The sequence below is a fragment of the Lysobacter sp. 05T417 genome (assembly GCF_056396405.1).
The window spans coordinates 298401-324086 of the sequence record NZ_JBFTLK010000006.1 but is presented as its reverse complement, the minus strand read 5'-3'; the positions used below and the strand labels follow the sequence as shown (position 1 = coordinate 324086).

The 25686-nt window shown below is 67.5% G+C and carries 23 protein-coding genes and 1 pseudogene; 20 read left to right on the top strand and 4 right to left on the bottom strand.

Going from position 1 to position 25686, the window contains the following annotated elements; translation table 11 throughout:
* The first annotated feature begins 19 nt into the window (after positions 1-19).
* The 4 genes from AC1DER_RS13475 (at position 20) to AC1DER_RS13460 (ending at position 3197) form a co-directional block, all read left to right on the top strand.
* A complete protein-coding gene (locus tag AC1DER_RS13475; protein ID WP_477243315.1) occupies positions 20-1321 on the top strand; it encodes a DUF2272 domain-containing protein in 1302 nt (433 codons plus the stop codon).
* Between the two features lie 101 nt (positions 1322-1422).
* Positions 1423-2022, top strand: coding sequence for a YceB family lipoprotein (locus tag AC1DER_RS13470; RefSeq protein WP_477243317.1), 600 nt, complete (start codon positions 1423-1425; stop codon positions 2020-2022).
* 1 nt (position 2023) lies between these two features.
* Positions 2024-2731 carry a hypothetical protein gene (locus AC1DER_RS13465; protein ID WP_477243319.1) on the top strand — a complete coding sequence of 236 codons (708 nt, stop codon included), beginning with the start codon at positions 2024-2026 and terminating at the stop codon, positions 2729-2731.
* Between the two features lie 7 nt (positions 2732-2738).
* Positions 2739-3197, top strand: coding sequence for a putative toxin-antitoxin system toxin component, PIN family (locus AC1DER_RS13460; RefSeq protein ID WP_477243321.1), 459 nt, complete (start codon positions 2739-2741; stop codon positions 3195-3197).
* Here AC1DER_RS13460 and AC1DER_RS13455 read toward each other — a convergent pair.
* From AC1DER_RS13455 to AC1DER_RS13445, 3 genes and pseudogenes are all read right to left on the bottom strand, one after another.
* Positions 3169-5391 carry a DUF5916 domain-containing protein gene (locus AC1DER_RS13455; RefSeq protein ID WP_477243323.1) on the bottom strand — a complete coding sequence of 741 codons (2223 nt, stop codon included), beginning with the start codon at positions 5389-5391 and terminating at the stop codon, positions 3169-3171. The genes AC1DER_RS13460 and AC1DER_RS13455 overlap by 29 nt on opposite strands.
* 251 nt (positions 5392-5642) lie before the next feature.
* A complete protein-coding gene (locus AC1DER_RS13450) occupies positions 5643-6440 on the bottom strand; it encodes a 3-hydroxybutyrate dehydrogenase (RefSeq protein WP_477243325.1) in 798 nt (265 codons plus the stop codon).
* A 497-nt stretch (positions 6441-6937) separates the two neighbouring features.
* Positions 6938-7399: pseudogene (locus tag AC1DER_RS13445) on the bottom strand (SET domain-containing protein); the annotation flags it as partial.
* Between the two features lie 150 nt (positions 7400-7549).
* Between AC1DER_RS13445 and AC1DER_RS13440 the strand changes: the two are divergent.
* The 16 genes from AC1DER_RS13440 to AC1DER_RS13365 all read left to right on the top strand — a co-directional run bounded on the left by AC1DER_RS13440 (position 7550) and on the right by AC1DER_RS13365 (position 24852).
* Positions 7550-8110, top strand: coding sequence for a hypothetical protein (locus tag AC1DER_RS13440; RefSeq protein ID WP_477243327.1), 561 nt, complete (start codon positions 7550-7552; stop codon positions 8108-8110).
* Between the two features lie 106 nt (positions 8111-8216).
* Positions 8217-8672 (top strand): SUF system Fe-S cluster assembly regulator, encoded by a 456-nt coding sequence (locus tag AC1DER_RS13435; RefSeq protein WP_441817288.1) that lies wholly within the window; start codon positions 8217-8219, stop codon positions 8670-8672.
* Between the two features lie 44 nt (positions 8673-8716).
* Entirely contained in the window at positions 8717-10165 is a 1449-nt protein-coding gene (gene sufB, locus AC1DER_RS13430) for a Fe-S cluster assembly protein SufB (RefSeq protein WP_441817287.1), read from the top strand.
* Positions 10166-10190: 25 nt separating this feature from the next.
* Entirely contained in the window at positions 10191-10955 is a 765-nt protein-coding gene (gene sufC, locus AC1DER_RS13425) for a Fe-S cluster assembly ATPase SufC (protein WP_441817286.1), read from the top strand.
* A gap of 1 nt (position 10956) precedes the next feature.
* Positions 10957-12252 (top strand): Fe-S cluster assembly protein SufD, encoded by a 1296-nt coding sequence (gene sufD / locus AC1DER_RS13420; protein WP_477243330.1) that lies wholly within the window; start codon positions 10957-10959, stop codon positions 12250-12252.
* Positions 12249-13484, top strand: a complete 1236-nt coding sequence (locus tag AC1DER_RS13415; RefSeq protein WP_477243333.1) for a cysteine desulfurase — start codon at positions 12249-12251, stop codon at positions 13482-13484. The genes sufD and AC1DER_RS13415 overlap by 4 nt, the downstream gene beginning before the upstream one ends.
* Positions 13481-14047, top strand: a complete 567-nt coding sequence (locus AC1DER_RS13410; RefSeq protein WP_477243335.1) for a GNAT family N-acetyltransferase — start codon at positions 13481-13483, stop codon at positions 14045-14047. The genes AC1DER_RS13415 and AC1DER_RS13410 overlap by 4 nt, the downstream gene beginning before the upstream one ends.
* Positions 14048-14050: 3 nt before the next feature.
* Entirely contained in the window at positions 14051-14374 is a 324-nt protein-coding gene (locus AC1DER_RS13405; protein WP_441817282.1) for a non-heme iron oxygenase ferredoxin subunit, read from the top strand.
* Between the two features lie 132 nt (positions 14375-14506).
* The gene (locus tag AC1DER_RS13400) at positions 14507-16870 is read left to right on the top strand and encodes a TonB-dependent receptor (RefSeq protein ID WP_477243338.1); all 2364 of its coding nucleotides are present in this window, start codon (positions 14507-14509) and stop codon (positions 16868-16870) included.
* Positions 16871-17049: 179 nt separating this feature from the next.
* Entirely contained in the window at positions 17050-19404 is a 2355-nt protein-coding gene (locus tag AC1DER_RS13395; RefSeq protein WP_477243340.1) for a TonB-dependent receptor, read from the top strand.
* A gap of 66 nt (positions 19405-19470) precedes the next feature.
* On the top strand, positions 19471-20157 hold the full coding sequence (locus AC1DER_RS13390) for a Fe2+-dependent dioxygenase (RefSeq protein ID WP_441817279.1): 687 nt from the start codon (positions 19471-19473) through the stop codon (positions 20155-20157).
* A 7-nt stretch (positions 20158-20164) separates the two neighbouring features.
* Positions 20165-20809, top strand: coding sequence for a PepSY-associated TM helix domain-containing protein (locus AC1DER_RS13385; RefSeq protein WP_441817278.1), 645 nt, complete (start codon positions 20165-20167; stop codon positions 20807-20809).
* Between the two features lie 38 nt (positions 20810-20847).
* The gene (locus tag AC1DER_RS13380; RefSeq protein WP_441817277.1) at positions 20848-21357 is read left to right on the top strand and encodes a DUF2271 domain-containing protein; all 510 of its coding nucleotides are present in this window, start codon (positions 20848-20850) and stop codon (positions 21355-21357) included.
* 68 nt (positions 21358-21425) lie between these two features.
* A complete protein-coding gene (locus AC1DER_RS13375) occupies positions 21426-22235 on the top strand; it encodes a DUF4198 domain-containing protein (protein WP_477243343.1) in 810 nt (269 codons plus the stop codon).
* Positions 22236-22249: 14 nt separating this feature from the next.
* The gene (locus tag AC1DER_RS13370; RefSeq protein WP_477243345.1) at positions 22250-23218 is read left to right on the top strand and encodes an FAD:protein FMN transferase; all 969 of its coding nucleotides are present in this window, start codon (positions 22250-22252) and stop codon (positions 23216-23218) included.
* Positions 23215-24852 (top strand): flavodoxin domain-containing protein, encoded by a 1638-nt coding sequence (locus AC1DER_RS13365; protein WP_477243347.1) that lies wholly within the window; start codon positions 23215-23217, stop codon positions 24850-24852. The genes AC1DER_RS13370 and AC1DER_RS13365 overlap by 4 nt, the downstream gene beginning before the upstream one ends.
* Before the next feature lie 29 nt (positions 24853-24881).
* Here the strand turns inward: AC1DER_RS13365 and AC1DER_RS13360 are convergent, their stop codons facing one another.
* A complete protein-coding gene (locus AC1DER_RS13360; RefSeq protein ID WP_477243349.1) occupies positions 24882-25496 on the bottom strand; it encodes a HutD/Ves family protein in 615 nt (204 codons plus the stop codon).
* Positions 25497-25686 lie beyond the last annotated feature (190 nt).

Here is a 25686-nt window from a genome sequence, read left to right as displayed (position 1 = left end):
CCCCGCACAGGAAGCACACATGCGCCACGGGCCCGGAGTTGTGCTGCACGCTGTGCTGGTCGCCCTGTTCGTCCCCCTGTTCGTCCCCGCGTCCTGCTGGGCCCAGGCGGGCAACAGCCGCTCCGTTCCCAACTTCGCCCGCCCGGCCGGCTTTCCGGATCCGGCGTTGCGCGTGGCGTACGCGAGCGGCAGCGACGCGCCGCCGATGATGGTGCGCACCGGACCGGGTTCGTTCGAGCCGCTTTACAAGCGCGACGGATCACCGGCCCGTGCGGCCGGCTTTCGTATCGCCATGTCCTCCTGCCCCTCGATACCCGACCGCGGCGGCAGCGCGACCACGCGCATGATCGACCTGGCCGCGGCCGAGTGGGCGTACTTCGGCCTGCCGGTGCTGGACATGGCAGTGGAGCCGCAGGCGATCGTCCCGCGGATGCCGCAGGCGGCCGGCGTGGTCGACATCATCGCCCCCTCCCGCAACGCCTCGATCGGCGACCGCGTGCTGCGCCAGGCCCCGCGACTGGGCCTGATGGAGGACGACTCGGCCGTCCGCGGCACCATCGCCGGCTACTGGGCGGCGACCGGCAGCGAGGAAGCGATGCGCGTGCAGAGCATCGTCAACTACGGCTGGAGCGACGCCGGCTGGGCGATGCCCTGGTCGGCGGCATTCATCTCCTGGCTGGCGTGCGAAGCCGGATTGTCGACCGAGCAGTTCCGCCGCAGCGGCGCGCATTTCGACTACGTCCGCGCCGCGGTGCGCGCCCGTGATGGCCAGGACGCCAGCCATGTATATGTCGCCTACGACCTCAACGAAGCCGTCCCGGCGGCCGGCGACCTGCTGTGCACGGCGCGCGGCAACGCGACGTTCTCGTCGATTGCCGACGTGCGCGGCGGCGTCAGCGATGCGCTGTCGCTGCACTGCGACCTGGTGGTCAAGACCGACCTCGAACGTCGCCGCCTCTTCGCCATCGGCGGCAACGTCAACCAGGCCGTGACCTTGTCGGTGATCGCCATCGACGGCAAGGGCCAGCCGCTCACAGACCGCGACATCATCGGCGCACACCGCTGGTTCGCCGTGCTCAAGCCGCGCCAGGGTGCCGGCCCCACGCACGATCTGGACGGCACGCCCACCGTGCAGCAGCTCTATCGCGACTACGCCCGCTATTCCAGCAGCACGCGGGCGCCGCCGCCGCTGCCGCTGCAGAAACGCGGCCCACCACCGGCGCGCCCGCCTGCCACCGCGCCGGAAAGTTCGTCCAAGCCGAAAAAGCGCGGCGATGCCGACGCCGGCGCCCCCGCGGAGCCACCGAAGAAGACGCCCTGATAGCAGGCGCCCATTGGCGCCCTGGCCTCCAACCGGGCGTCGAGGCTTTTCTGATGGATGCCGCGCGCGTATCGTCCCGGGCATCAACCGTGGAGCCTCGGATGTCCTCGCTGTCCTCGCCGTCCCTGCGCCGTTCCTTGCCGATGTTCTCCCGCGGCCTCGCCGTCGCCGCCCTCGCCCTGGTGCTCGCCGCGTGCTCCACCCTCAATGGCCTGGGCGCATTGCTGGGCAATGAAGTCCGCTTCACGCCGATGCAGCTGCAGGGTTCCCTCGACCGCAACTTCCCCAAGCACTACGACAAGCTCGGCGGCCTGGTCTCACTGACGCTGATGAACCCGCGCCTGACCATCCCGGAGGGATCGAGCCGGTTGCGTGTCGATTTCGACCTCGGCCTGGGCGCACTGGGCAGCGACAGCAGCCGCCCGTCCGGCCATTTCGCCCTGACCAGCGCACTGCGTTACGACCCGGGCACGCGTGGCCTGCACCTGCAGGATCCGCGCATCGAACAGGTCGACGTGCCGTCGCTCGGCGGCGCGATGAACGCCAGCTCGCGGGCGCTGCTCAATTCCTGGATGGGCGAGTACTCGCGCGAGGAACCGATCTACCGCTTCGACAACAGCCTGCTCGACAAGCTGGGTTCCCGTCGCATCGGCAGCACCGCGATCGAGAGCGGCACCGTCGTCGTGCATCTGGACCAGTGACATGATTGCGTTCCGACACATCACCACCTGCCTGCTGCTGACCGCCGCCCTCACTGCCTGCAACGGCGACAAACCGCAGGGCAAGCACGGCGGCGACGATGCCGAAGCACTGCCCGCGCCCTCGGGCAAGGCAGACGGCAGCGTGACCGGCATGCCCGACAAGCCCGGCCCGGGCCAGGTCGGACCGCCGCCGCAGGCCATCGAGGAGGTCGTGCTCGACGAGAACGGCAACCCGGTCCCTGCAGCCCCGGTAGCCCCTCCGACCGATGCCGCCGGCCTGCCGTTGCCCGGCCCCGCCGCGCCTGATGCCGGCGCCAGCCCCACAGCGGCCGACGAGCCGACCGCGCAGGACGCCATGGCCGTGGTCCGCGACTACTACGCAGCGATCAACAGCCGCGCCTACGACCGCGCCTATGCACTGTGGTCCGACGGCGGTCGCGCCAGTGGCCAGTCGCCGCAGCAGTTCGCCGACGGCTTCCGCGACACCAACGGCGTCTCGGTCGAAATCCTCGCACCGGGCGCGGTCGATGCCGCAGCCGGCTCGCGCTACATCGAAATCCCAGTGGCGATGACCGCCACCGCCGCCGACGGCAGCCAGCGCAAGTTTGTCGGTGCCTACACGCTGCGTCGCGCCGTCGTCGACGGCGCAACCGCGGAACAGCGCACCTGGCGGATCGGATCGGCCGACATCCGCGAAGTCACGCCCTGATCGCGCGTTGAACCCGGCCCCGCCGCGGATCGTCCTCGACACGAACGTCTGCCTGGACCTGTTCGTGTTCGACGATCCGCGAACAATGGCGTTGCGCACTGCGCTGCAAGCCGGTGAGGTGGTCGCGGTGACCGACGAAGAATGCCGCGACGAATGGCTGCGCGTGCTGGCCTATCCGCAACTGCGCCTGGACGAGGCGGCGCGGTCCCTGGCCACCGCCGCTTTCGATGCACGGGTGATGCTGCTGCCCGTGGCCACCGTGCCCGATGGCGCCATGCCGCGCTGCGCCGACCCCGATGACCAGAAGTTCCTGCGCCTGGCACTGGCCTGCGGCGCACGCTGGTTGCTGAGCCGCGACGACGCGCTGCTGGTGCTGGCGCGGCGGACCCGGCGTGATGGCTTGTTCGACATCCTCGTCCCGGAAGCGTGGCGGTACGTCAGATCTCGAAGCGATAACTCAGCTTGACCAGCAACTGTTCGTCGTCGCGCAGTTCCAGGCTGTCGCGCACCGCCTCGCCGGTGTCTTCCGAGAACGGCTCCTGCTGGTAACCGCCGCGACCGTAGACCACGTACAGGTACGACAACGGCGCCAGCTCGTAGCGGTAGCGGATCTGGAATCCCAGGTTCTGGACGTTGAAGTCGTCGACCGCGTCGGTAGTGGCGACGGCGTTGCCGCCCGCATCGACCCGGTAGGCCTGGCGCAGCGGCGCATCCAGCCCGAGCGCCTGCAACTTCACGCGCAGTTCCTGCTTGTTGCCGATGTTCCAGTCCATGCCAGCACTGATCTGCATCATCTTCTCGTCGAACTCGCCGATCAGGTTGTCGTGCTGCCACACCAGCCAGCTCGGGGTCTGTTCGTAGTAGCCGCCCAGGTAGACGCTGAAGGCGTCGTTGATGAAATACGTCGGCTGCACGCGCAGCTCATAGCCGATCCTGTCGTTGCCGGCCAGGCCGCCGCTGAGCACGTTGGCCTCCAGCTCCCAGGCCCAGTCGCCCTTGCGCGGGCGCTCGTATTCGTAATACGCGTTGAAGTTCGTCGGCAGTTCGAGGTTGCCGTGGCCGCGCGTCAGCAGGTCGTCGATGTAGGCGCCGTTGATGTTGATCTGCGCGTACTCGTAGCTGCCGTCGCGCAGGTTGCCCTCGCGGCTGATGCGCAGCTGGCGCTGCAGGCGCTCGCCGTGGTCGTTGTCGGTGCCGCTGATGCGACCGCGCCAGTCCTTGGACGCGTAGCGCGAATCCACCGGCTGGTCGGGGAAACGGCGCATCACCTGCCAGTTGAGGTAGTTGAGATTGGCGCGCGAGAGATAGCCAAAGTCGTTGATCTGCAGGTCCTGGCCGAAATGCATCGCCAGCCATTGCTGGCGCCAGCCGCCGTCCATTTCGTAGTTGACCCACATGGTCGCGCCGGTGTCGTCGGTGGCCGTGCCGTCCTGGTCGATCTGGCTGCCGATCAGCCGCGTCTCCACGCTGACGCGCTGGTTCGGACGCCAGTTGTGGTCCACGCCCAGGACCGTCGCGTCGCGATCGAGGAACGGGCGATCGACCTGGGTCAGCATCAGGCCCAGGTTCTGGTGGCTGAAATCGCGCACCAGGCGCAGGGCGCCGAAGGTGCGGCCGACTTCGTCCGCCTCGTCGGCGGCGAACACGCCGTACTTGGTCGCACCGACGCTGCCGTTGAGCTTGACCGCCGCGGTGATGTCGCCGGCGCCGTTGCCGTCGTCGGCCGGGCCGCCGACACGGCGGGTGTAGAGCAACTGGCTGAAGTCCGACGGCGTGGTGAATTCGAAGATGCCCTGGTTCTCGGTGAAGAACGGGCGCTTGTCGCTGATGAAGGTTTCGGTCGCGCTGAAGTTCACCACCAGGTCGTCGCTCTCGACCTGGCCGAAGTCGGGATTGATCGTCGCCGACAGCTGGAACTGGCCGTTGGGCTTCCAGAAGATGTCGGCGCCGCCGTCGAAGTCGCTGTCGCCGCCGACGTTGTCGTACAGCCCGGAAACGTACGGCGTGATCGCCAGCAGCGACTGGCTGTACTGCGCCATCTGCATCGGCTCGAAGTCGGACAGGAAGCGCGGGCGCTGGAAGCTGGCCGCCGGCCAAGCCGAGCGTTCGCCGGTGGAGCCGATCACCCGGTCGAAGTACACCTTGACGGTGCGCATGCCATCGCTGCCATTGCGCATCGGCGCGATGTACCACGGGATCAGCATCTCGACGTTCCAGCCGGTGTCGTCCTCGCTGACCGCGTGCTTCCAGTTGCCGTCCCAGTCGTCGTTGAACTGGGTCTCGTTGCTGATCACCGCATCGGCGATGCCGTCGGTTGATGAGACGGTGAAGTTGTAGCCGGTGCGGCCGTCGCCGTCGTAGTCGATCATCAGGTTGACGCGGTCGACCTGGGCGTCGAAGTCGCGCTGCACCTTCTGGCGGGTGCGCGTCTCCACGGGCTGGTCGTTGCGGAACGCCACCGCCAGGCCTTCCGGCGTGGCCATCACCCAGACCCGGGTCTGCAGTGTCGCCGGCTCGCGGCTGAGCGGCTGCACCTTGCGGAAATCACTGATCTCGCGCGCTCCCTGCCATTCGGCAGGATCGATGCGGCCATCGATTTCCACGCCCATGGCCGGAGTGGACAGGGCGGCAAGGATGGCCAGGGTCAACGGTGCACGCATTGCGGGGGAGTCTCGATGGGCGGGGGAGCCAGTCCGGTCTTCCCCGCCGCAACCGCCGCCATCGAAGGCGGCCATCCGACCAGATCGTCCGTGCTGGGCTTGCAGGCCAGGCACCTTGATGCCCGAGCGGTGCACAGCCTATACGCAGTCGCGCCCTACGCCAGACTGGCGTTAGTCATTGCAACCAAATTCCGCGGACGCGCATCACGCCTTGAACGAGCCCACGCAGGGAGCCCGGCAGCCCCGGCTGCCTATTGCATGTGCCAGCCATGGCTGACGACGAAACTCTGCCCCGTCAGCGCCGCACTCGGGAACTCGGCCAGGAAGCGCACCGTCTGGGCGACGTCCTCGACGGTGGTGAAGATGCCATCGACCGTATTGCCCAGCATGACGCGGCTCACCACTTCGGCCTCGCTGATGCCCAGCTCCCTGGCCTGTTCCGGAATCTGCTTGTCCACCAGCGGCGTGCGGACGAAGCCGGGGCAGACCACATGACTGCGCACCCCGTGCTTCGCCCCTTCCTTGGCGAGCGTCCGCGACAGTCCGAGCAGACCATGCTTGGCGGTGACGTAAGCCGACTTCAGCGGCGAGGCCAGGTGCGAATGGACCGAGCCCATGTAGACCACGGTACCGCCACGGGCCTTGCCGTCGGCACCGGTGCCGTACATGTGCGGCAACACGGCCTTGGTGGTCAGGAACGCGCCGTCGAGATGGATCGCCAGCATCTTCTTCCAGTCGGCATAGGCGAACTGCTCGATCGGATTGACGATCTGGATGCCCGCGTTGGACACCAGAATGTCGACGCCCCCCAGCTCGGCCACCGCGCGGGCGACCCCGGCGTTGACCGCCGCCTCGTCGGTGACATCCATCGCAAGGCCCAGCGCGCGCCCGCCCGCGGCGACGATTTCCGCGGCGACAACCTGCGCACCCCCGGCGTTGAGATCGGCGATGGCGATCGCCGCCCCCGCGCGCGCCAGCTCGAATGCGATTTCCTTGCCAATGCCGCTGGCGGCACCGGTGACGATGGCGACCTTGCCTTCGAGGCTCATGGGGACTCCTTGGGGATGAGGGGTGGCGCGCCAGTATCGTCCGCGCGCGTTACCTCAAGTGTGGCCGGTGCGGACCCGGCAGGCCATTGCCCGAATGTACGTTGCACCCACCCGGCGCAACGTCCATGGGTTCCCGCCTCCGCGGGAATGACGGTCCAACTCCAACGAGAAAGCCGAAGACCGGGCAATGAAGCGCCGGAGCGACGTCCGCCGACCCGGGGATTGCGGAGCAGTGGGCCATGGATGGCCCACGCCCGGCATAAAGACAGGATGTCGTCTGCCGGGCGTAGCGATCCCCGGGTTGGCGGACGGCGCCACTACGGAGGCGGAAACCTGGCGCGACTGCGGGACGGAAGCCTGGCGGGACTGGAAGCTTGGCGCGATCAAGATGGGTCCCGGCGTTCGCCGGGATGACGGCCTGGTCAGGCCTTGGCGGCCTTCGACTCCGCAACCAGCTTCTTTTTCTTCTTTTCCTGCTTCTTTTTCTTCTTGTCCGACTTCGGCTGCAGCATCGTCCCGGTGCAGCCCGGCGACCCGCAGCGGCACTCCCAGATCTTCTTCAGCTCCTTGGTGTGCTTCTCGGCCAGCGTGATGCCGTAGTTGTAGGACAGCTCCTCGCCCGGCGCGATGTCGCGGACCGCCTCGATGAACACCTTGTCGAGCTTGCGGTCCTTGCCCTCGTCCTCTTCCAGCACCGCCTCGCAGTTGGGCGCACAGCTGTGGTTGATCCAGCGCGCATCGTTGCCCTTGAAGTTGGCGTCGATGACGTATTCGTCGTTGAGCGTGAACAGGAAGGTGTGGCCGGTGTCGATGTCGCCGCTCTCGCCGGCGTCGACCTCCTCGTGGGTGCGGCGCGTGCCCTTGTATTCGATGACACGCTCGCCCTTGGCGATCGGCTGGACGGCGAAAACGCCATTGCCATGGATGGCGGAGCGACGGGCGGCGATCTTGCGCGACATGCGGAATCCGGTAGTCATTGCGGGAGAGCCGACATTCTGGCCCGGATCGGCCATGTCATGCCATCCGATCAGCCATCGGACAGCCATCGCGCTGGCCGGTTCGTGGCGACCAGCGCGTTGACGTGGGTCACCACCCGATGTGCACAAACGATGAAGACGACCCGATCCGCCCTGGCCATTACGGCCCTGCTCACCCTGGCCGCCTGCCAGCAGGGCGAACACGCCCGGCAAGCCGGCAACGAGCATGCCGGCAAGGAGCACGCCGCCGCGCCGAAGGACCTGCTTGCCCGCGGCGAATACCTGGCCCGCACCGCCGGCTGCAACGACTGCCACACCCCGGGCTATGCCCAGAACCAGGGCGCGGTCGACAAGAGCCAGTGGCTGGTCGGCTCGCCAGTCGGCTTCCGCGGACCCTGGGGCACCACCTACCCGACCAACCTGCGCATGAAGCTGTCGACGATGACCGAGACGCAGTGGCTGGACTACAGCGCCAAGCTGCGTACCCGGCCGCTGATGCCCGATTTCGCGCTCCGCGACATGACCCTGGAAGACCGCCGCGCGATCTACCAGTTCGTGCGCTCGCTCGGCCCGGGCGGGCAGCCGGCGCCGGCCTTCGTGCCGCCGGGGCAGAATCCGGCCCCGCCCTACTTCGACCTGGTCATGCCGGCAGCCCCGCCAACGGCTGCCAACGCGTCCGCCAGCGAATCCTGAACAGGACTGTTGCAAGGGCGGAGCGAAGCGTACCGCCCTTGCGGTTGGCTGGGCCGGCCCGAAACCGTACAATTCCGGTACGGATTGACCCGACCGGCCCCCGCCCATGCTCCGCGTCACCAAGCTCACTGACTACGCCACGGTCGTCATGACCGTGCTCGCACACCGTTCCGACGCCGTCCTGAGCGCGTCGGAGCTGGCGGAGCGTGCCGGTCTGGAAGCCACGACGGTGTCCAAGGTGCTCAAGCCGCTGGCCCAGGCCGGCCTGGTCGAGGGCTTCCGCGGCGCCAACGGCGGCTATCGGCTGGCCCGCAGCGCCGAGGACATCGGCCTGCTGGAAATCGTGATCGCCATGGAAGGGCCGCTCGGCATGACCGAGTGCAGCGTCCATGCCGGCAACTGCGGCATCGAGAAATCCTGCGGCGTGCGCGCCAACTGGCGTCGCATCAATGACGTGGTGATCGAAGCCCTGCGCGGGGTGACCCTGGCGCAGATGCTGGTGCCACCGCCACCTCCCGAACCATCGGCCAAGCGCATCGACCTGCGCCTGGCCAACGCGTAGCGGGCCGCGCCCGCCATGCAACAACGAATCCTGTAGGCAGCCCAATGGCCACCGAAGTAGTAGAAAACAAAGAGATCCACGAGCAGCTTGGCCGCAAGTACGAGGCCGGCTTCGTCACGGACATCGAATCCGACAGTCTGCCGCCGGGCCTCAACGAGGACATCATCCGCGCGCTCTCGGCCAAGAAGGACGAGCCGGAGTGGATGACGCAGTGGCGCCTCGCGGCGTACCGGCATTTCCTGACCATGCCGATGCCGCACTGGGCCAAGCTCAACATCGCACCGATCGACCTGCAGGCGCTGAGCTACTACTCCGCGCCCAAGGCCAAGTACGCCTCGCTCGATGAAGTGCCGCAGGAGCTGCTCGACACCTACGAGAAGCTCGGCGTACCGCTGCACGAGCGAGCCAAGCTGGCCGGCGTCGCGGTCGACGCGGTGTTCGACTCGGTCTCCGTCGGCACCACCTTCCGCAAGGAACTGGCCGAGAAGGGCGTCATCTTCTGTTCGCTGTCGGAAGCCATCCACGATCACCCGGAGCTGGTGAAGCAGTACCTGGGCAGCGTCGTCCCCACCGGCGACAACTATTTCGCCGCGCTGAACTCGGCCGTGTTCTCCGACGGCAGCTTCGTGTTCATCCCCAAGGGCGTGCGCTGCCCGATGGAGCTGAGCACCTACTTCCGCATCAACGCCATGAACACCGGGCAGTTCGAGCGCACGCTGATCATCGCCGAGGAAGGCAGCTACGTTTCCTACCTGGAAGGCTGCACCGCGCCGATGCGCGACGAGAACCAGCTGCATGCGGCCGTGGTCGAGCTGGTTGCGCTGGATGACGCCGAGATCAAGTACTCGACGGTGCAGAACTGGTACCCCGGTGACGAGAACGGCGTCGGCGGCATCTACAACTTCGTCACCAAGCGTGGCGAATGCCGCGGTGCGCGCTCGAAGATCTCCTGGACCCAGGTCGAGACCGGTTCGGCGATCACCTGGAAGTACCCGTCGTGCGTGCTGCTGGGCGACGACTCGAGCGGCGAGTTCTACTCGGTCGCGCTGACCCACCACCGCCAGCAGGCCGACACCGGCACCAAGATGATCCATGTCGGCAAGCGCACCAAGAGCAAGATCATCAGCAAAGGCATCAGCGCCGGCCGCGGCCAGAACACCTACCGCGGCCTGGTCAAGGTGCTCGGCGGCGCCGAGGGCGCGCGCAACCACACCCAGTGCGACAGCCTGCTGATCGGCAAGAAGTGCGGCGCACACACGTTCCCGTACATCGAGGTCAGGCACCCGTCCGCGACCGTCGAGCACGAGGCGACCACCTCCAAGATCAGCGATGACCAGCTGTTCTATTGCCGCAGCCGCGGCATCGGCGCGGAGGACGCGGTGTCGATGATCGTCGACGGCTTCTGCAAGTCGGTGTTCCGCGAACTGCCGATGGAATTCGCGGTGGAAGCCAAGAAGCTGCTGGAAGTGAGTCTCGAAGGCTCGGTCGGCTGACCCAATGAACAACCCGGAATCGAACATGCTCAAGATCGAAAACCTCCACGTATCCGTCGCCGGCAAGGAAATCCTCAAGGGACTGTCGCTCGACGTCCAGGCCGGCCAGGTGCACGCGATCATGGGCCCCAATGGCGCGGGCAAGTCGACCCTGGGCAACATCCTGGCCGGGCGCGAAGGCTATGAGGTCACCGCCGGCACGGTGACGTACGACGGCCGCAACCTGCTCGAACTTGAGCCCGAAGAGCGCGCGGCGGCCGGCGTGTTTCTGGCCTTCCAGTACCCGGTCGAAATCCCGGGCGTGAACAACACCTATTTCCTGCGCACCGCACTCAACGCCCAGCGCAAGGCGCGCGGCGAGGCCGAACTCGACTCGATGCAGTTCCTCAAGCTGGTGCGGCAGAAGCTGGCCGTGCTGCACCTGAAGGACGAACTGCTGCACCGCGGCGTCAACGAAGGCTTCAGCGGCGGCGAGAAGAAGCGCAACGAGATCTTCCAGCTGGCCCTGCTCGAACCGCGCCTGGCGATCCTCGACGAGACCGACTCGGGCCTGGACATCGACGCGCTCAAGGCCGTCGCCGACGGCGTCAACGCGCTGCGCGACGCCGGCCGTGCGTTCCTGGTCATCACCCACTACCAGCGCCTGCTCGACTACATCAAGCCCGACGTGGTGCACGTGCTCGCCGACGGTCGCGTGGTCGAGACCGGCGGCCCGGAACTGGCCCTGCAGCTGGAAGAGCATGGTTACGCCTGGGTCAAGGATCGCATCGCGCCGCAGGCGGCGGTCTGACATGAGCGCCCTGCTCGACTCCTTCGCCAGCGCCTTCGATTCGCTGGCCGCCCGCGACGCCGCCGGCCTCGGCGACAGCCGCAAGGCCGCGCTCGATGCGGCCCTGCGCGACGGCATTCCTCACGCCCGCGTCGAGGCCTGGAAGTACACGCCGCTGCGCTCGCTGGAGCGTCGCAGCTTCGCCGCCAGCGGCGCCGACGTTGCAGCGTTCGATGCCGGCCTGCTCGATGGCATCCCGGCGCCGCGCATCGTCTTCGTCAATGGCCGCCTCGACGCCGTCCATAGCGACATCGGCGGACTCGGTGATGGCATTTCGCTGCAGCCGCTCTCGCAGGTGCTGCGCGAAGGCGAACCGCGCGAGGCCAACTTCCTCGCCCGCCGCTTCGACCGCGCCGACGAGATCTTCGCCCGCCTCAATTCGGCGCTCGCCGACGACGGCATCGTGCTGCGCGCCGACGCCGGCGCGCAGGCCCAACAGCCGCTGCACCTGGTGTTCATCGGCGCGACCAGCGATGGCGACCGCGCCTGGCACCTGCGCAACCTGATCGAGCTTCGCGAAGGCGCGACGCTGACCATGGTCGAGCACCAGCTCGGCGCCGGTCCCCACAGCCACCTCGCCAACGCGGTGACCCACGTCCACCTCGGCCCGAATGCGACGCTGAACCACGCGCGCGTGCAGGACGAGGGCAGCAACGCCACGTTGATCTCGCGGACCGACGCGGTGATGGCGAAGGCATCGGAGTACCGTCGTCTCGACCTCGAACTCGGCGCCGGCCTGTCGCGCCACGAGCTCAATGTCGCCCTGCACGGCGACGGCGCGAAGTTGCATGCGAATGGCGTGCTACTCGCCACGGGCAAGCGCCACCTCGACACCCGCCTGGGCATCGACCACGTCGGCCGCGACGGCAGTTGCGACCTGACCTGGCGCGGCCTCGGCGCCGGTCGCGGCAAGGCCGCTTTCCACGGCGGCATCCTGATCCGCGAAGGCGCCGACGGCACCGCCGCCAACCTGTCCAACAAGAACCTGCTGCTCAGCGAAGGCGCCGAGATCGACACCCAGCCGGTGCTGGAGATCCACGCCGACGAAGTGCAGGCCGCGCACGGCGCCACCGTTGGCCAGCTCGATGCGACCGCGCTGTTCTACCTGCGCAGCCGTGGCGTGCCGGCAGAGCAGGCACGGTCGCTGCTGACCGCCGCGTTCTGCCGCGAGACCCTGGCGGTGTTCGGCGATCGCGTCCTGCGCGAGACGCTGACCGCCCGCCTCGACGCCGCGCTGGCCACGCTGGAGACTGCATGAACGCCTCCCTCGACAGCACGATCGACTGGGCCCGGGTCCGCGCCGACTTTCCGCTGCTGACGCGCAAGGTCCACGGCAAGCCGCTGATCTATTTCGACTCGGCCAACACCGGACAGAAGCCGGAATCGGTGATTGCCGCGGTCGACGATTTCTACCGCCACCACAACGCCAATGTCAGCCGCGCGGTGCATGCGCTCGGCACCGAGGCGACCGATGCCTACGAAGGCGCGCGCAACAAGCTGGCCAAGTTCCTCAATGTGCGTGGCGACGAGCTGGTGCTGTGCAGCGGCACCACGTTCGCGCTGAACCTGGTGGCCTACTCGTGGGCGCTGCCGAGCCTCCAGCCGGGCGATGCGATCGTGCTCACGCGCATGGAGCACCACGCCAACATCGTGCCGTGGCAGCTGGTTGCCCAGCGCACCGGCGCCACGATCAAGGTCGCCGAACTCAACGAGCGCGGCGAGCTCGACCTCGATCGCCTGTATGCGCTGCTCACGCCGGAAGTGAAACTGCTGTCGCTGACCCACGTCTCCAACGTGCTCGGTACGGTCAATCCGGTCCGCGAGATCTGCCGCGAGGCACGCAGGCGCGGGATCGTCACGGTGGTCGACGGCTCGCAGGCCGCGCCGCACCGCGTGCTCGACATCGCCTCGATCGGCTGCGACTTCTACGCCATCACCGGCCACAAGATGTCCGGCCCGACCGGCACCGGCGCGCTGTGGGCACGCCGCGAGCACCTGGCCGCGATGCCACCGTTCATCGGCGGCGGCGAGATGATCAAGGAAGTGCGCTTCGAAGGCACGGTCTTCAACGATCCGCCGCACAAGTTCGAAGCCGGCACGCCCAACATCGCCGGCTTCATCGGCCTGGGCGCCGCGGTCGACTATCTGTCGGCGCTGGGCATGCACAACGTCGAGGCGCGCGAGCAGGCCCTGCTGGCCCATGCCACCGAGGAGCTGTCGAAGGTCGAGGGCCTGCGCATCTTCGGCGAAGCCCGCGAGAAGGCGGCGGTGATCAGCTTCCTCGTCGAAGGCGCGCATGCCCACGACCTGGCCACCCTGCTCGACCTGGAAGGCGTGGCCATCCGCTCCGGCCACCACTGCGCGCATCCGTTGATGCACCACTTCGGTGTCGCCGCGACCTGCCGCGCGTCGCTGGCTTTCTACAACACCCACGACGAGGTCGATGCCTTCGTTGCGGCCCTGCGCAAGGTACGTAAACTGCTCGCATGACGACCAATGCCGCGGCGATCGACTCGCCCACCATCGTGTTCCGCAACGCCAACCGCGCCGACATCGACGCGCTGGTCGCACTGGTCGAGTCCGCCTACCGCGGCGACGCCAGCAAGCAGGGCTGGACCACCGAGGCCGACCTGCTTGGCGGCCGCCGCACCGGCGCCGACGACATCCAGGCCTGCATTGATCGCCCGCAGAGCGTGATCCTGGTGGCCGAGCGCGATGCCGGCGACGGCCGCCGCCAGCTGCTGGCCTGCGCCCATGTCGCGGTCGAGGACGGTGCCGGCTACTTCGGCATGTTCTCGGTCAACCCGACCCTGCAGGGCGGCGGCATCGGCAAGGTGGTCATCCACGAGGCCGAGCGCATCGTCCGCGAGGACTGGGGCCTGAAGGCCATGCGCATGACCGTGATCGATGTCCGCGACGAACTCATCGCCTTCTACGAGCGCCGCGGCTACCACCGCACCGGCATCAAGAAGCCGTTCCCGTACGGCGACGCGCGCTTTGGCGAACCCAAGCGCGACGACCTGCGTTTCGAGATCCTGGAAAAGGCCCTGTAAGGCATGAGCGACTGGGTTTTCGTCTGCGCTACCTCGCAGTTGCTCCCGGGCGAGTCGACCGTCGCCTGGGACGGCGATACGCCCATCCTGGTGGTCAACTACGACGGCGATTTCTACGCGCTCCAGGACAAGTGCTCGCACGAGGACTTCGAACTGTCCGCCGGCACCTTCGACGGTGAGGAAGCGACGATCGAATGCGTGCTGCACGGAGCGAAGTTCGACGTGCGCGATGGCCGCCCGCTGTGCGCACCCGCCTACGAGCCGGTGCTGAAGTTCCCGGTCAAGGTCGAGGACGGCGGGATCTGGACCCGCGACGACCGCGCCTGAAGCAAAGTGGCCTTCCGCTGCAAAGACAGCGGACCCTGAGCCGGACCATCCACTCGACAAAGATGCGAATGACTCGCATTAAGCTTTCCTGACCACGCGGCGGGCACTGCCGCCGAACACTCAGGGAAGTCCATGTCCAACAGGAAGTTCGCAGCCTCGCCGCTCGCCGGCGCTCTCACGGTCGCCATTTGCGCCCTCGACCTCACCGCACCCGCCCAGGCCGGTCAGCCGGGTCACGCCAGCGGGCCGCAGGCCAGGGACCTCGACAAGATCGAGGTGCACGGCCAGCACACCGACAAGCCCTCCTCGGTGAAGTACACCGAGCCGCTGCTCGATACCCCGCAGACGATTACCGTGGTCACCCGCGAGGTCATCGACCAGCAGAACCTGCTGGGCCTGCGCGACGTCCTCAGCACCTTGCCGGGCATCACCTTTGGCGCTGGCGAGGGCGGTGGCGGCTATGGCGACAGCATCACCCTGCGCGGCTTCAACGCCAACAGCGACATCACCTCCGACGGCGTGCGCGACAGCGCCCAGTACACCCGCAGCGACACCTTCAACCTCGAATCGATCGAGCTGATCAACGGCTCGAACTCGGTCTACTCCGGCGCCGGCTCGGTCGGCGGCAACATCAACCTGGTCAGCAAGGTCGCAGGCGAAGGCGACTTCTCCGTGCTGCAGGCTGGAGCGGGAACCGACGGTTACGGCCGCATCACCGTCGACAGCAACACCGAGTTCGGCAGGGGCACGGCGTTCCGCATCAATGCGATGGTCCACCAGAACGATGCCCCGGGTCGTGATGTCGAGACCTTCGAGCGCTGGGGCATCGCCCCGTCGCTGGCCTTTGGGCTGGGCAGCGACACCCGATTCACCCTGAGCTACCTGCACCAGAGCGACCACAACATCCCGCAGTACGGCGTGCCGTACTTCAGCAGCTTTGGCGGGCCGCTGCCGGGCGTCGACCTGTCCAACTACTACGGCTACCGCAACCTCGACAGGCAGGAGATCGAGGTCGACTCCCTTACCGGTGTGTTCGAGCGCGACTTCAACGAACACATGACCTTGCGCAGCCTGGCCCGTTACCAGCAGGTCGACCAGCTCAGCGTGGTCGACGCGCCCGGGGGCACGTGGTGCCTGCAAAGCGGCATCAACCCGGCCACGGGCCTGCCCTGCCCGCGTCCGCTGCGCCCTGGCGACTACCGTCCTGGCGGTCCGCGCGGCTTCTCGCGCGACACCCGCAACGGCATCGCCATCAGCCAGACCGACCTGACCTCGCGCTTTGCCACAGGCTCGATCGGCCACGCACTGGTCGCCGGTGTGTCGTTCTCCCGCGAGAGCTTCGAGCTGGACACGACCAACCTGCTGCGCAACCCGGACGGCAGCCCGGTTGCCCCGCCCATCACCAGCCTGGCCAACCCGGACTCGTTGTGGACCGGCCCGGTCAATCCGTTCCTGTCGGGCCGCAGCGAAGGCACGCAGAACAATCAGGCCATCTATGTCTTCGACACACTCGAGTTCAACGAGCAGTGGATGCTCAATCTCGGCGCGCGCTACGAGCACAACGAAGGCGACAGCGTCAGCTGGAGGGTCAAGACATACACCGCACCGACGGCCGCCAATCCCAGGCCCAACAACACCGGCATCGGCACCGTCCTCGGTCGCAACCCGGTGGCGGCCAACGAGGACGATCTGTTCTCCTATCGCGCCGGCCTGGTCTACAAGCCCGCGGAGAACGGCACCGTCTACGCCTCGTTCTCCAACAGCAAGACGCCATCCAAGGCGTCGGTCAACGGTTCGTGTGTCGCCAGCAGCACCACCGGCACCGCCAGTTGCAATGTCGACCCGGAAACCGCGATCAACTACGAGATCGGCACCAAGTGGGACGTCGCCGACGGGCTGGCGCTCACCGCTTCGGTATTCCGCAACGAGCGCGAGGAGTACAAGGTCCCCGATCCTCTCAATCCGCTCAACCCCGGCGGCGAGCAGCAGCTCGACGGCACGGCCCGGGTCGACGGCGTCACCCTTGGCGCGGCCGGCAAGATCACGGCCGACTGGTCCATCTTCGCCAACGTCACCTGGCTCGACAGCGAAGTGCTGCAGGGCGTGTCCGACAACTGCATCGCCAATCCGGCCCCCGCCTGCGGCAACACCGCAGCCAACCCGGACCCGCTCAAGGGCAAGCCGCTCAGCGGCACGCCAGAACGTTCCGGCAGCGCCTGGACCACGTATGAGCTGGACCAGTGGACCTTCGGCTACGGCGTCAGCTGCGTGGGCAGTTACGAGTACTACGTCGGCACCGGCGCCAGGGCGGGCACCATCAAGGGCTATACCACCCACCGCGCCATGGTCGGCTACGACGTCAACGAGCATCTGAGCCTGCAGCTCAACGTCAACAACCTCTTCGACAAGGACTACTTCATCCGCGCCCGCAACACCGGCTGGGCGACCCCGGGCGACGCGAGTTCTGTGGTGGTCAGCGCCGCTTATCGGTTCTGACCGCCTGCCTGATCACGCGCATAACCGGCACGCAGGGGCCGTTTCATCCGCCGGACAGGGCCCAGACCCGTCCGGCTGGCCGGTCGCACGTTCAGTTTTCGTTGCAAATGGGAATCGCTCTCATTACCATTGTCGATCGCAGCGGCAGCGTGCCGCACTCCGACTCTCAGGGTTCCCCCATGTCCAACAGGAAGTTCGCCGTTTCGCCGCTCGCCGGCGCCGTCGCGGTTGCCGTCGCCACCCTTGTCGTCGCCTCCCCGGCGCTGGCCGATCCGGCAGGTGAACCGCAGGCCAAGGACCTCGACAAGATCGAAGTGCACGGCCAGTACATCGACAAGCCCTCGTCGGTCAAGTACACCGGGCCGCTGCTCGACACGCCGCAGACGATCACGGTGGTCACCAAGGAAGTGATGGACCAGCAGAACCTGATCGGCCTGCGCGACGTCCTCACCACGCTGCCGGGCATCACCTTCGGCGCCGGTGAAGGCGGTGGCGGCTATGGCGACAGCATCATCCTGCGCGGCTTCAACGCCAACAGCGACATCACCACCGACAACGTCCGCGACAGCGCCCAGTACAGCCGCAGCGACAGCTTCAACCTCGACGCGATCGAACTCATCAACGGTTCCAACTCGGTCTACTCCGGCGCCGGCTCGGTCGGTGGCAACATCAACCTGGTCAGCAAGTCCGCGCGCGAGGGCGACTTCACCGTGCTGCAGGCCGGCGCAGGCACCGACAGCTACGGCCGCATCACCGTCGACAGCAACACCGACTTCGACAACGGCACCGCGTTCCGCATCAACGCGATGGTTCACCAGAACGACGCGCCGGGCCGTGATGTCGAGACCTTCGAGCGCTGGGGCATCGCCCCGTCGCTGGCCTTCGGGCTGGGCAGCGACACCCGCTTCACCCTGAACTATTTCCACCAGAGCGACGACAACGTTCCGCAGTACGGTGTGCCCTACTTCAGTGCCTACGGCGGCCCGCTGCCGGGCGTCGACCCATCCAACTACTACGGCTACCGCAACATCGACAAGCAGGAGATCGATGTCGACATGCTCACCGGCGTGTTCGAACACGACTTCAGCGACCAGATGACCTTGCGCAGCCTGGCCCGCTACCAGCAGGTCGACCAGCTCAGCGTCGTCGATGCTCCGCAGGGCACCTGGTGCCTGGCGGGCGGCATCAACGCCGCCACCGGCCTGGCCTGCCCGCGTCCGCTCACGCCCAACACCTACCAGCCCAGCGGCCCGCGCGGCCATTCGCGCGATACCCGCAACGGCATCGCCATCAGCCAGACCGACCTGACCTCGCGCTTCGCCACCGGTTCGGTGCAGCACGCGGTCGTCGCCGGCATCTCGTTCTCGCACGAGAGCTTCGATCTCGACACGGTCAACCTGCTGCGCAACCCGGACGGCAGCCCGGCCGTCCTGCCGATCATGAGCCTGACCAACCCGGACTCGCTCTGGACCGGCCCGGTCAATCCGACCCTGGTCGGCCGCAGCGAAGGCACGCAGGACAACCAGGCCGTCTACGTGTTCGACACGCTCGAGTTCAACGAGCAGTGGATGCTCAACCTGGGCGCCCGCTACGAGCACAACGAGGGCGACAGCGTCAGCTGGAACATCAAGACCTACACCGCACCGACGCCGGCCAACCCGCGTCCCGACAACACCAACATTGGCGCCGTGCTCGGCCGCGCCCCCGTCGCCGCCAACGAGGACGACCTGTTCTCCTACCGCGCCGGCCTGGTCTTCAAGCCCGCCGCGAACGGCACCATCTACGTGTCGTACTCCAACAGCAAGACCCCGTCGAAGGCATCGGTCAACGGTTCCTGCACCCTGACCAGCACCACCGGCACCGCCAACTGCAACGTCGACCCGGAAACCGCAGTCAACTACGAGATCGGCACCAAGTGGGACATCGCCAATCGCCTGGCGCTGACCGCTTCGGTGTTCCGCAACAACCGCGACCAGTACAAGGTCGCCGACCCGGGCAACCCGGCCAACCCGACCGGCGAGCAGCAGCTCGACGGCGAAGCGCGCGTCGACGGCGTCACCCTCGGCGTCGCCGGCCAGATCACCCACGACTGGTCGATCTTCGCCAACGTCACCTACCTCGACAGCGAAGTGCTGCAGGGCGTGTCCGACAACTGCCTCGCCAGTCCGAGTACCGCCTGCGGCAACACCGCAGCCAATCCTGACCCGCTCAAGGGTCGGCCCATCAGCGCCACGCCCGAGCGCTCGGGCAGCCTGTGGAGCACCTACGATCTGAACCAGTGGACCTTCGGCTACGGCATCACCTACCAGAGCGGCTTCGAGTACTACACCGGCGTCGGCGCCAATGCCGGCGACATCAAGGGCTACACGACTCACCGCGCCATGGTCGGCTATGACATCAACGAGCGACTGAGCCTGCAGCTCAACGCCAACAACCTGTTCGACAAGGAGTACTACACCCGCGTCCGCAACAATGGCTGGTCGACGCCGGGCGATACCCGCTCGGTGGTATTGAGTGCCGCCTACAGGTTCTAATCCCGTCCTGACGGGTCCCCGCGCCGCCCGGCCCTGGCCGGGCGGTCGCATTGAAGGAGCGAGAAGATGCTGCTGCAGGTTCCGCAAGTCCTCACCGCCGAACAGGTCGCGCATTGCCGCGCGCGGCTGGCGCAGGCCGGTTGGGCCGATGGCCGCATCACCGCCGGTCATCAGTCGGCGCAGGCCAAGGACAACGCGCAGCTGCCGGAGAACGACCCGGTCGCGCGTGAGCTGGGCGCACTGGTGCTGGAAGCGCTGGCCCGCAACTCGACGTTCTTCTCTGCCGCCCTGCCGCAGCGCATCTATCCACCGTTGTTCAACCGCTACAGCGGCGGCCAGTCGTTCGGGTTCCACGTCGACAACGCCGTGCGCTACGACCGCAGCACCGGCGGCGCGGAGCCGATCCGCACCGATCTGTCGGCGACATTGTTCCTCAATGCGCCGGAAGACTACGACGGCGGCGAGCTGATCATCGAGGACACCTACGGCGTGCAGCGCGTCAAGCTGCAGGCCGGGGACCTGGTGCTGTACCCGGGGACGAGCCTGCACAAGGTCACGCCGGTCACCCGCGGCGAGCGGGTCGCCTCGTTCTTCTGGATCCAGAGTCTGCTGCGCGAGGATGCGCAGCGGCGCCTGATGTTCGACCTCGATGTCTCGATCCGGCGCCTGACCCAGGACGTTCCCGACCACCCTGCACTCGTGCAGCTGACCGGCGTCTATCACAACCTGCTGCGACGCTGGGCGGAGACCTGAGCGGCACATGAGCACCTCCTCGGCCGCACCCGATATCGCCACACGCCAGCAACGCCGTGGCTTCTGGCTGCGCACGCTGCACCAGTGGCACTGGATCAGTTCGGCAATCTGCCTGGTCGCGATGCTGCTGTTCTCCGTCACCGGAATCACGCTCAATCACTCCAGCGTGATCGAGGCCAAGCCGGAGACGCTCAACCGCAAGGTCGAGATGCCGCCATCGGTGCTGAAGGCGCTGGGCAAACGCGAGGGCGGCAGCGCACCATTGCCCGCCACGGTCGGCGGCTGGCTCAACGACGTGCTGCCGGTGGCCATCGGTGGGCAACCGGCGGAATGGTCGGCCGACGAGGTGTATCTGTCGCTGCCGCGCCCCGGCGGAGACGCCTGGCTGAGCATCGACCGTGCCACGGGTGCGGTCGAGTACGAGCGCACATCGCGCGGCTGGGTCGCCTACCTCAACGATCTGCACAAGGGACGCAACGCCGGCGCCGCCTGGCGCTGGTTCATCGACCTGTTCGCCATCGCCTGCCTGGTGTTCTGCATCACCGGCCTGTTCCTGCTGCAGATGCACGCGCGCCAGCGGCCCACGACGTGGCCGTACGTGGCGCTTGGGTTGGTGCTTCCGTTGCTGCTTGCCCTGCTTTTCATCCACTGACCCCGCCGACGAGTTCCGTCGTTCCCCCCGGAGATCCCATGCGTGTCCAACTGACCATTGCGCTGAGCGGACTGCTCGCCCTGCCGGCCCATTCGGCGGAGATCAACCTCAGCCTGCAGATTCCCCAGCTCAACGTCGCCGAGTACCACCGGCCGTACGTGGCGATCTGGGTCGAGGGTCCAGACCAGAAGGCCGCGGCAAACCTTGCCGTCTGGTACTCGCAGAAGGCGACCAACGAGGGCGCCGGCAGCAAGTGGCTGCCCGACCTGCGCCAGTGGTGGCGACGCAGCGGCCGCACCCTGCAGATGCCGGTCGATGGCGTGACCGGCCCGACGCGTCCGGTCGGCAAGCACACGCTGCAGTTCACCGACAAGAATCCGGAGCTGGCCGCGCTGCCAGCCGGCGACTACACGCTGGTCGTGGAAGCCGCACGCGAAGTCGGCGGACGCGAGCTGCTCAAGATCCCGTTCAAGTGGCGCGGCGCCAGCGACGGCTCTGCGCAAGGAAGCAGCGAACTCGGCCTGGTCACGCTGGCCAGCAAGCCGTAACTGCTTTTCGCGAGCCGCCCTGCCGGTTCCCGGCACCCCACTCTTTCAGTTCGTCCGGAGCGTTCCCCATGAAGCAGACCCTCAAGTTCGCCGCACTCGCACTCGCGCTTTCCCTGCCCTTGGCCGCGCAGGCCCACAAGGCGTGGTTGCAGCCCTCGCAGACCGTGCTCGCCGGCAACAACCCGTGGGTGACCGTCGATGCTGCGGTGTCGAACGACCTGTTCTACTTCAATCACGTGCCGCTGAAGACCGACAATCTCGCCATCACCGCACCCGATGGCAGCCCGGTCGCCGCGCAGAACAGCGCCACCGGCAAGTACCGCACCGTGTTCGATGTCGAGCTCAAGCAGGCCGGCACCTACAAGATCGGCGTAGTCAACGACTACGTCGTCGGCCAATGGGACGAGGACGGCAAGCCCAAGCGCTGGCGCGGCACCGCTGCTGCGTTCGCGACCGAAGTGCCCAAGGGCGCGAAGAACCTGCAGGTTTCGCAGTCGATCAGCCGCGTGGAGACCTTCGTCACCAACGGCTCGCCCAACGACACCGCGCTCAAGCCCAGCGGCAAGGGCCTGGAGATGGTGCCGGTGACCCATCCCAATGACCTGTTCGTCGGCGACGCGGCGAAGTTCCGCATGCAGATCGATGGCAAGCCGGCAGGCGGCATCGACGTCGAGATCGTGCGCGGCAACACCCGTTACCGCAACGCGCAGGACGAGATCAAGGTCAAGACCGACGCCAAGGGCGAATTCGCCGTGACCTGGCCGGAAGCCGGCATGTACTGGCTCGAAGCCACCAGCGAAGACAACAAGACGACCGTGCCGCAGGCCAAGCAGCGCCGCGTCGGTTATGTCGCCACGCTCGAAGTGCTGCCGCAGTAATCGACGCATCGGTGATGCAAGCTGCGAGCCATCTGCGTGGCGCCGTCGACACTCTCGGCGGAGCCACGATGGGAACGACCTGGTCGGTGAAGCTGGTGACCCGGCCGAACGTCGACCTGCACGCGATCCGCGCGCGCATCCAGGCGCGCCTGGATCGCGTGGTCGCGCAGATGAGCAACTGGACCGCCCATTCCGACCTGAGCCGGTTCAATGCCGCCGCGGCCGGGACCTGGCATGCGCTGCCGGACGACTTCTGGACCGTGCTGGCGTGCGCGCTCGATATTGCCCGCTCCAGTGACGGCGCCTACGACCCGACCATCGGCGCAGTTGCCGACGCATGGGGCTTCGGCCCGTCCGGACCACACGACGCGCCGGGCCAGGTGCCTGCGGACGTGCTCGCGTCGGTCGGCTGGCAACGCATCGGGATCGACGCCGCAACGCAGCGGGTACTGCAGCCGGGCGGAACGCAGCTGGACCTGTGCGCGATCGCCAAGGGCTTCGCCGTCGATGCGGTGGCGGCGCAGTTGCAGGCGGATGGCATCGACAGCGCGCTGGTCGAAGTCGGTGGCGAACTGTCCGGTCGCGGGCGCAAGCCCGACGGCAGCGCCTGGCGCGTGATCGTCGAAGCCTGCGCCGGCGACGAGGACGATGCAACGCCGGCGCGCGTGCTCGCGCTGGACGGTCTGGCCGTGGCCACGTCCGGCGACCGCTGGCATCGCTTCGAGCACGATGGCCAGCACTACAGCCACACCTTCGACCCGCGCAGCGGTCGCCCGGCACGCGGCGCACCGGTAGCGGTCACGGTGGCCGCGAGCAACGCGATGCTTGCCGACGGCTGGTCGACCGCATTGACGGTGATGGGCGTGGACGAGGGCTTCGCGTTCGCGTGTCGCCACGACCTGGCGGCGCGCTTCGTCGCGGCCGGCGCCTGCGGGCGCGAAGAGCGCATGACGCCGGCGTTCGCGGAATTGCTGCAGGCATGAGCGCGGGACCCGCAACGTCACGGGCGTGGCTTGGCAATGCATTGGCGCTGTCGGGCCTGCTGGCAATTTCCCTGGCATTCGGCCATTGGCAGACCGACCCGTGGTGGCTGGCGTCACCGCGTCTGGGCAACTGGCTGCTGGCCACCGTGCTATTGCTGGCATACGCGGGATGGTGCGCGGCGGTCGTCGCCAGAACGCGCAGACAATCGCGAACGAATACCCAGGGTGACAGCGGCAGCGACGGCGACGCCGTGCTGTTGTCGTGGGCGAGTCAGACCGGCTTCGCCCAACAGTTGGCCGAACACACCGCCGACGCCCTGCGCAGTGCCGGCGTGGCAGTGCGCTCGCTACCGCTGCACCGCGTCGATGCCGACGTCCTGCGACGACATCGGCGCGCGTTGTTCATCGCCAGCACCACCGGCGAAGGCGACCCGCCCGACCACGTACTTGGTTTCACCCGTCACGTGCTTGATCGGCCGGTGTCGCTGGAGGGCATCGAGTACGCCGTGCTGGCGCTGGGCGACCGCGCTTACGAGCAGTTCTGCGGCTTCGGTCGTCGCCTGGACCAGTGGCTGCACCACCACGGCGCGACGCCGCTGTTCGACCGCATCGAGGTCGATGCCGGCGACGCCGGTGCGCTGCGCCATTGGCAGCATCGACTGGGACAGCTCAGCGGTCATGCCGACTTCGCCGACTGGAGCGCACCGGCGTATCAGTCGTGGCGCCTGCAGGAACGCCGATGGCTGAACCCGGGCAGCATTGGCGGTCCGGCGTATCACGTCGCACTGGTTCCCGGCGACAGCGCACGCCTCGACTGGAATGCCGGCGACATCGCCGAAATCGGCCCGCGCCACCCGGAGGACGCGGTCGCGCACTGGCTCGCCACCCGTGGTCTCGATGGTGACACCGTGGTCAAAGTGGCTGGCGTGTCGGAGCCGTTGTCGCGCGCATTGGCGCGGTCGCGATTGCCGGCGCCGCGCGACAGCCTCGGCCAGGATGCGCAGACTGTTGCCGACAGCCTGCAGCCATTGCCACACCGCGAGTACTCGATCGCGTCGCTGCCAGCAGACGGCAGCTTGCAGTTGCTGGTGCGGCAGATGCGCCACCCGGACGGACGCCTTGGCAGCGGCAGCGGATGGCTGACGGCGCATGCCCTGCCGGGCGAGCACATCGACGTGCGCATTCGCCGCAATCCCTCCTTCCATGCCCCGCTCGACGACCGGCCGGTGGTGCTGATCGGCAACGGCACTGGTCTGGCCGGACTGCGCGCCCTGCTCAAGGCGCGCATCGCCGTCGGCCATCATCGCAACTGGCTGCTGTTCGGCGAGCGCCAGAGCCAGCACGATCTGCATTACCGCGACGAGATCGAAGCGTGGCTGCGGCAGGGCCGGCTTCAGCAGCTGGATCTTGCGTTCTCTCGCGACGACGCTTCGCAACGTACGTACGTGCAGCACCTGCTGCGCGAACGAATGGGGCAGTTGCGCGAGTGGATCGCCGAGGGAGCGTCGGTCTATGTCTGCGGCAGCCTCGAAGGCATGGCGCCGGACGTCGACGCCGTGCTGCGCGAAGCGGTCGGCCTGGATGCGCTGGAAGCCATGGCGGCGGACCGTCGCTATTGCCGCGACGTGTACTAGCTCCTGGAGCGCAGGGGCCCGCAGTGCGGTCAGCCCTGCGCTTCGATCCGGATCAGCAGCGCCTCGCCGCCACCGTCGAGCACGTGCCGCAGCCGCTGTGATCCGGCCGAGATGATCGCGGTATCGGCCGCCGCCATCGCCGGCAGGCCGGAGTCGTCGGCAAATCGTGCCTGACCTGCGATCAGGTGCACGATCCAGGTGCTGTCGGGTTCTGCGAACAGGACCATCGGCCCGACCAGCGGACGATGCCATAGGTCGGCGCGGACGCGGTCACGACGCCACATCAGGTTGAAGTCGTGCGTGGGGCCATCGAGCAGCTCGCCGACGACGCCACGTTCGCCGGCAAAGCGCAGACGATCGTGCGGCGGCAACAGGTCCGTGACTTCGCCATCGTCGAAACGCAGGCGCAGGCCATTGCCAGCCAGCAGGACGAGCTCGCGATCGATTCCGGGGAAGGCGGAGAACGGCGCATCGCGCTCGATCTCGGCGATCGACAGGCGCCAGTCCCACTCCGTCGAAGGCGCCCCCGTGCCCGGTACATGCGCGTGGATCTCACGCGTCCAGCCCATCTGGTTGCGCCAGCGTTCGCGGCGGTATTCGTTGGCCGGGATTACCCACGACCGGCTGCTGCGTTCGGGTGTCATCGCCTTCGACGTCGCCTGTGCGGACCGGAAGCTGACAGTCTAGCGGTGGGCACGTCGTGGGTTGCGGCGTTCGAGCGCCACCCCGTCACAATCCGTTGCGACGGGGCGGCATACATCCTTGTCCAGGGAGACTCCCCCTGTGTCCCTTCGGCATCCTTGCCTGTTCGCTTGCCACCATCGCCGCGCGAAC

What these genes read in the sequence shown, in the direction of transcription:
- AC1DER_RS13410 (WP_477243335.1), top strand. Translation starts at nt 13,481, where the DNA reads ATGACGACCAATGCCGCGGCGATCGACTCGCCCACCATCGTGTTCCGC.
- AC1DER_RS13385 (WP_441817278.1), top strand. Translation starts at nt 20,165, where the DNA reads ATGAGCACCTCCTCGGCCGCACCCGATATCGCCACACGCCAGCAACGC.
- AC1DER_RS13365 (WP_477243347.1), top strand. Translation starts at nt 23,215, where the DNA reads ATGAGCGCGGGACCCGCAACGTCACGGGCGTGGCTTGGCAATGCATTG.
- AC1DER_RS13400 (WP_477243338.1), top strand. Translation starts at nt 14,507, where the DNA reads ATGTCCAACAGGAAGTTCGCAGCCTCGCCGCTCGCCGGCGCTCTCACG.
- sufD (WP_477243330.1), top strand. Translation starts at nt 10,957, where the DNA reads ATGAGCGCCCTGCTCGACTCCTTCGCCAGCGCCTTCGATTCGCTGGCC.
- AC1DER_RS13405 (WP_441817282.1), top strand. Translation starts at nt 14,051, where the DNA reads ATGAGCGACTGGGTTTTCGTCTGCGCTACCTCGCAGTTGCTCCCGGGC.
- AC1DER_RS13470 (WP_477243317.1), top strand. Translation starts at nt 1,423, where the DNA reads ATGTCCTCGCTGTCCTCGCCGTCCCTGCGCCGTTCCTTGCCGATGTTC.
- sufB (WP_441817287.1), top strand. Translation starts at nt 8,717, where the DNA reads ATGGCCACCGAAGTAGTAGAAAACAAAGAGATCCACGAGCAGCTTGGC.
- AC1DER_RS13370 (WP_477243345.1), top strand. Translation starts at nt 22,250, where the DNA reads ATGCAAGCTGCGAGCCATCTGCGTGGCGCCGTCGACACTCTCGGCGGA.
- AC1DER_RS13465 (WP_477243319.1), top strand. Translation starts at nt 2,024, where the DNA reads ATGATTGCGTTCCGACACATCACCACCTGCCTGCTGCTGACCGCCGCC.
- AC1DER_RS13455 (WP_477243323.1), bottom strand. Translation starts at nt 5,391, where the DNA reads ATGCGTGCACCGTTGACCCTGGCCATCCTTGCCGCCCTGTCCACTCCG.
- sufC (WP_441817286.1), top strand. Translation starts at nt 10,191, where the DNA reads ATGCTCAAGATCGAAAACCTCCACGTATCCGTCGCCGGCAAGGAAATC.
- AC1DER_RS13440 (WP_477243327.1), top strand. Translation starts at nt 7,550, where the DNA reads ATGAAGACGACCCGATCCGCCCTGGCCATTACGGCCCTGCTCACCCTG.
- AC1DER_RS13360 (WP_477243349.1), bottom strand. Translation starts at nt 25,496, where the DNA reads ATGACACCCGAACGCAGCAGCCGGTCGTGGGTAATCCCGGCCAACGAA.
- AC1DER_RS13415 (WP_477243333.1), top strand. Translation starts at nt 12,249, where the DNA reads ATGAACGCCTCCCTCGACAGCACGATCGACTGGGCCCGGGTCCGCGCC.
- AC1DER_RS13435 (WP_441817288.1), top strand. Translation starts at nt 8,217, where the DNA reads ATGCTCCGCGTCACCAAGCTCACTGACTACGCCACGGTCGTCATGACC.
- AC1DER_RS13375 (WP_477243343.1), top strand. Translation starts at nt 21,426, where the DNA reads ATGAAGCAGACCCTCAAGTTCGCCGCACTCGCACTCGCGCTTTCCCTG.
- AC1DER_RS13380 (WP_441817277.1), top strand. Translation starts at nt 20,848, where the DNA reads ATGCGTGTCCAACTGACCATTGCGCTGAGCGGACTGCTCGCCCTGCCG.
- AC1DER_RS13450 (WP_477243325.1), bottom strand. Translation starts at nt 6,440, where the DNA reads ATGAGCCTCGAAGGCAAGGTCGCCATCGTCACCGGTGCCGCCAGCGGC.
- AC1DER_RS13475 (WP_477243315.1), top strand. Translation starts at nt 20, where the DNA reads ATGCGCCACGGGCCCGGAGTTGTGCTGCACGCTGTGCTGGTCGCCCTG.
- AC1DER_RS13395 (WP_477243340.1), top strand. Translation starts at nt 17,050, where the DNA reads ATGTCCAACAGGAAGTTCGCCGTTTCGCCGCTCGCCGGCGCCGTCGCG.
- AC1DER_RS13390 (WP_441817279.1), top strand. Translation starts at nt 19,471, where the DNA reads ATGCTGCTGCAGGTTCCGCAAGTCCTCACCGCCGAACAGGTCGCGCAT.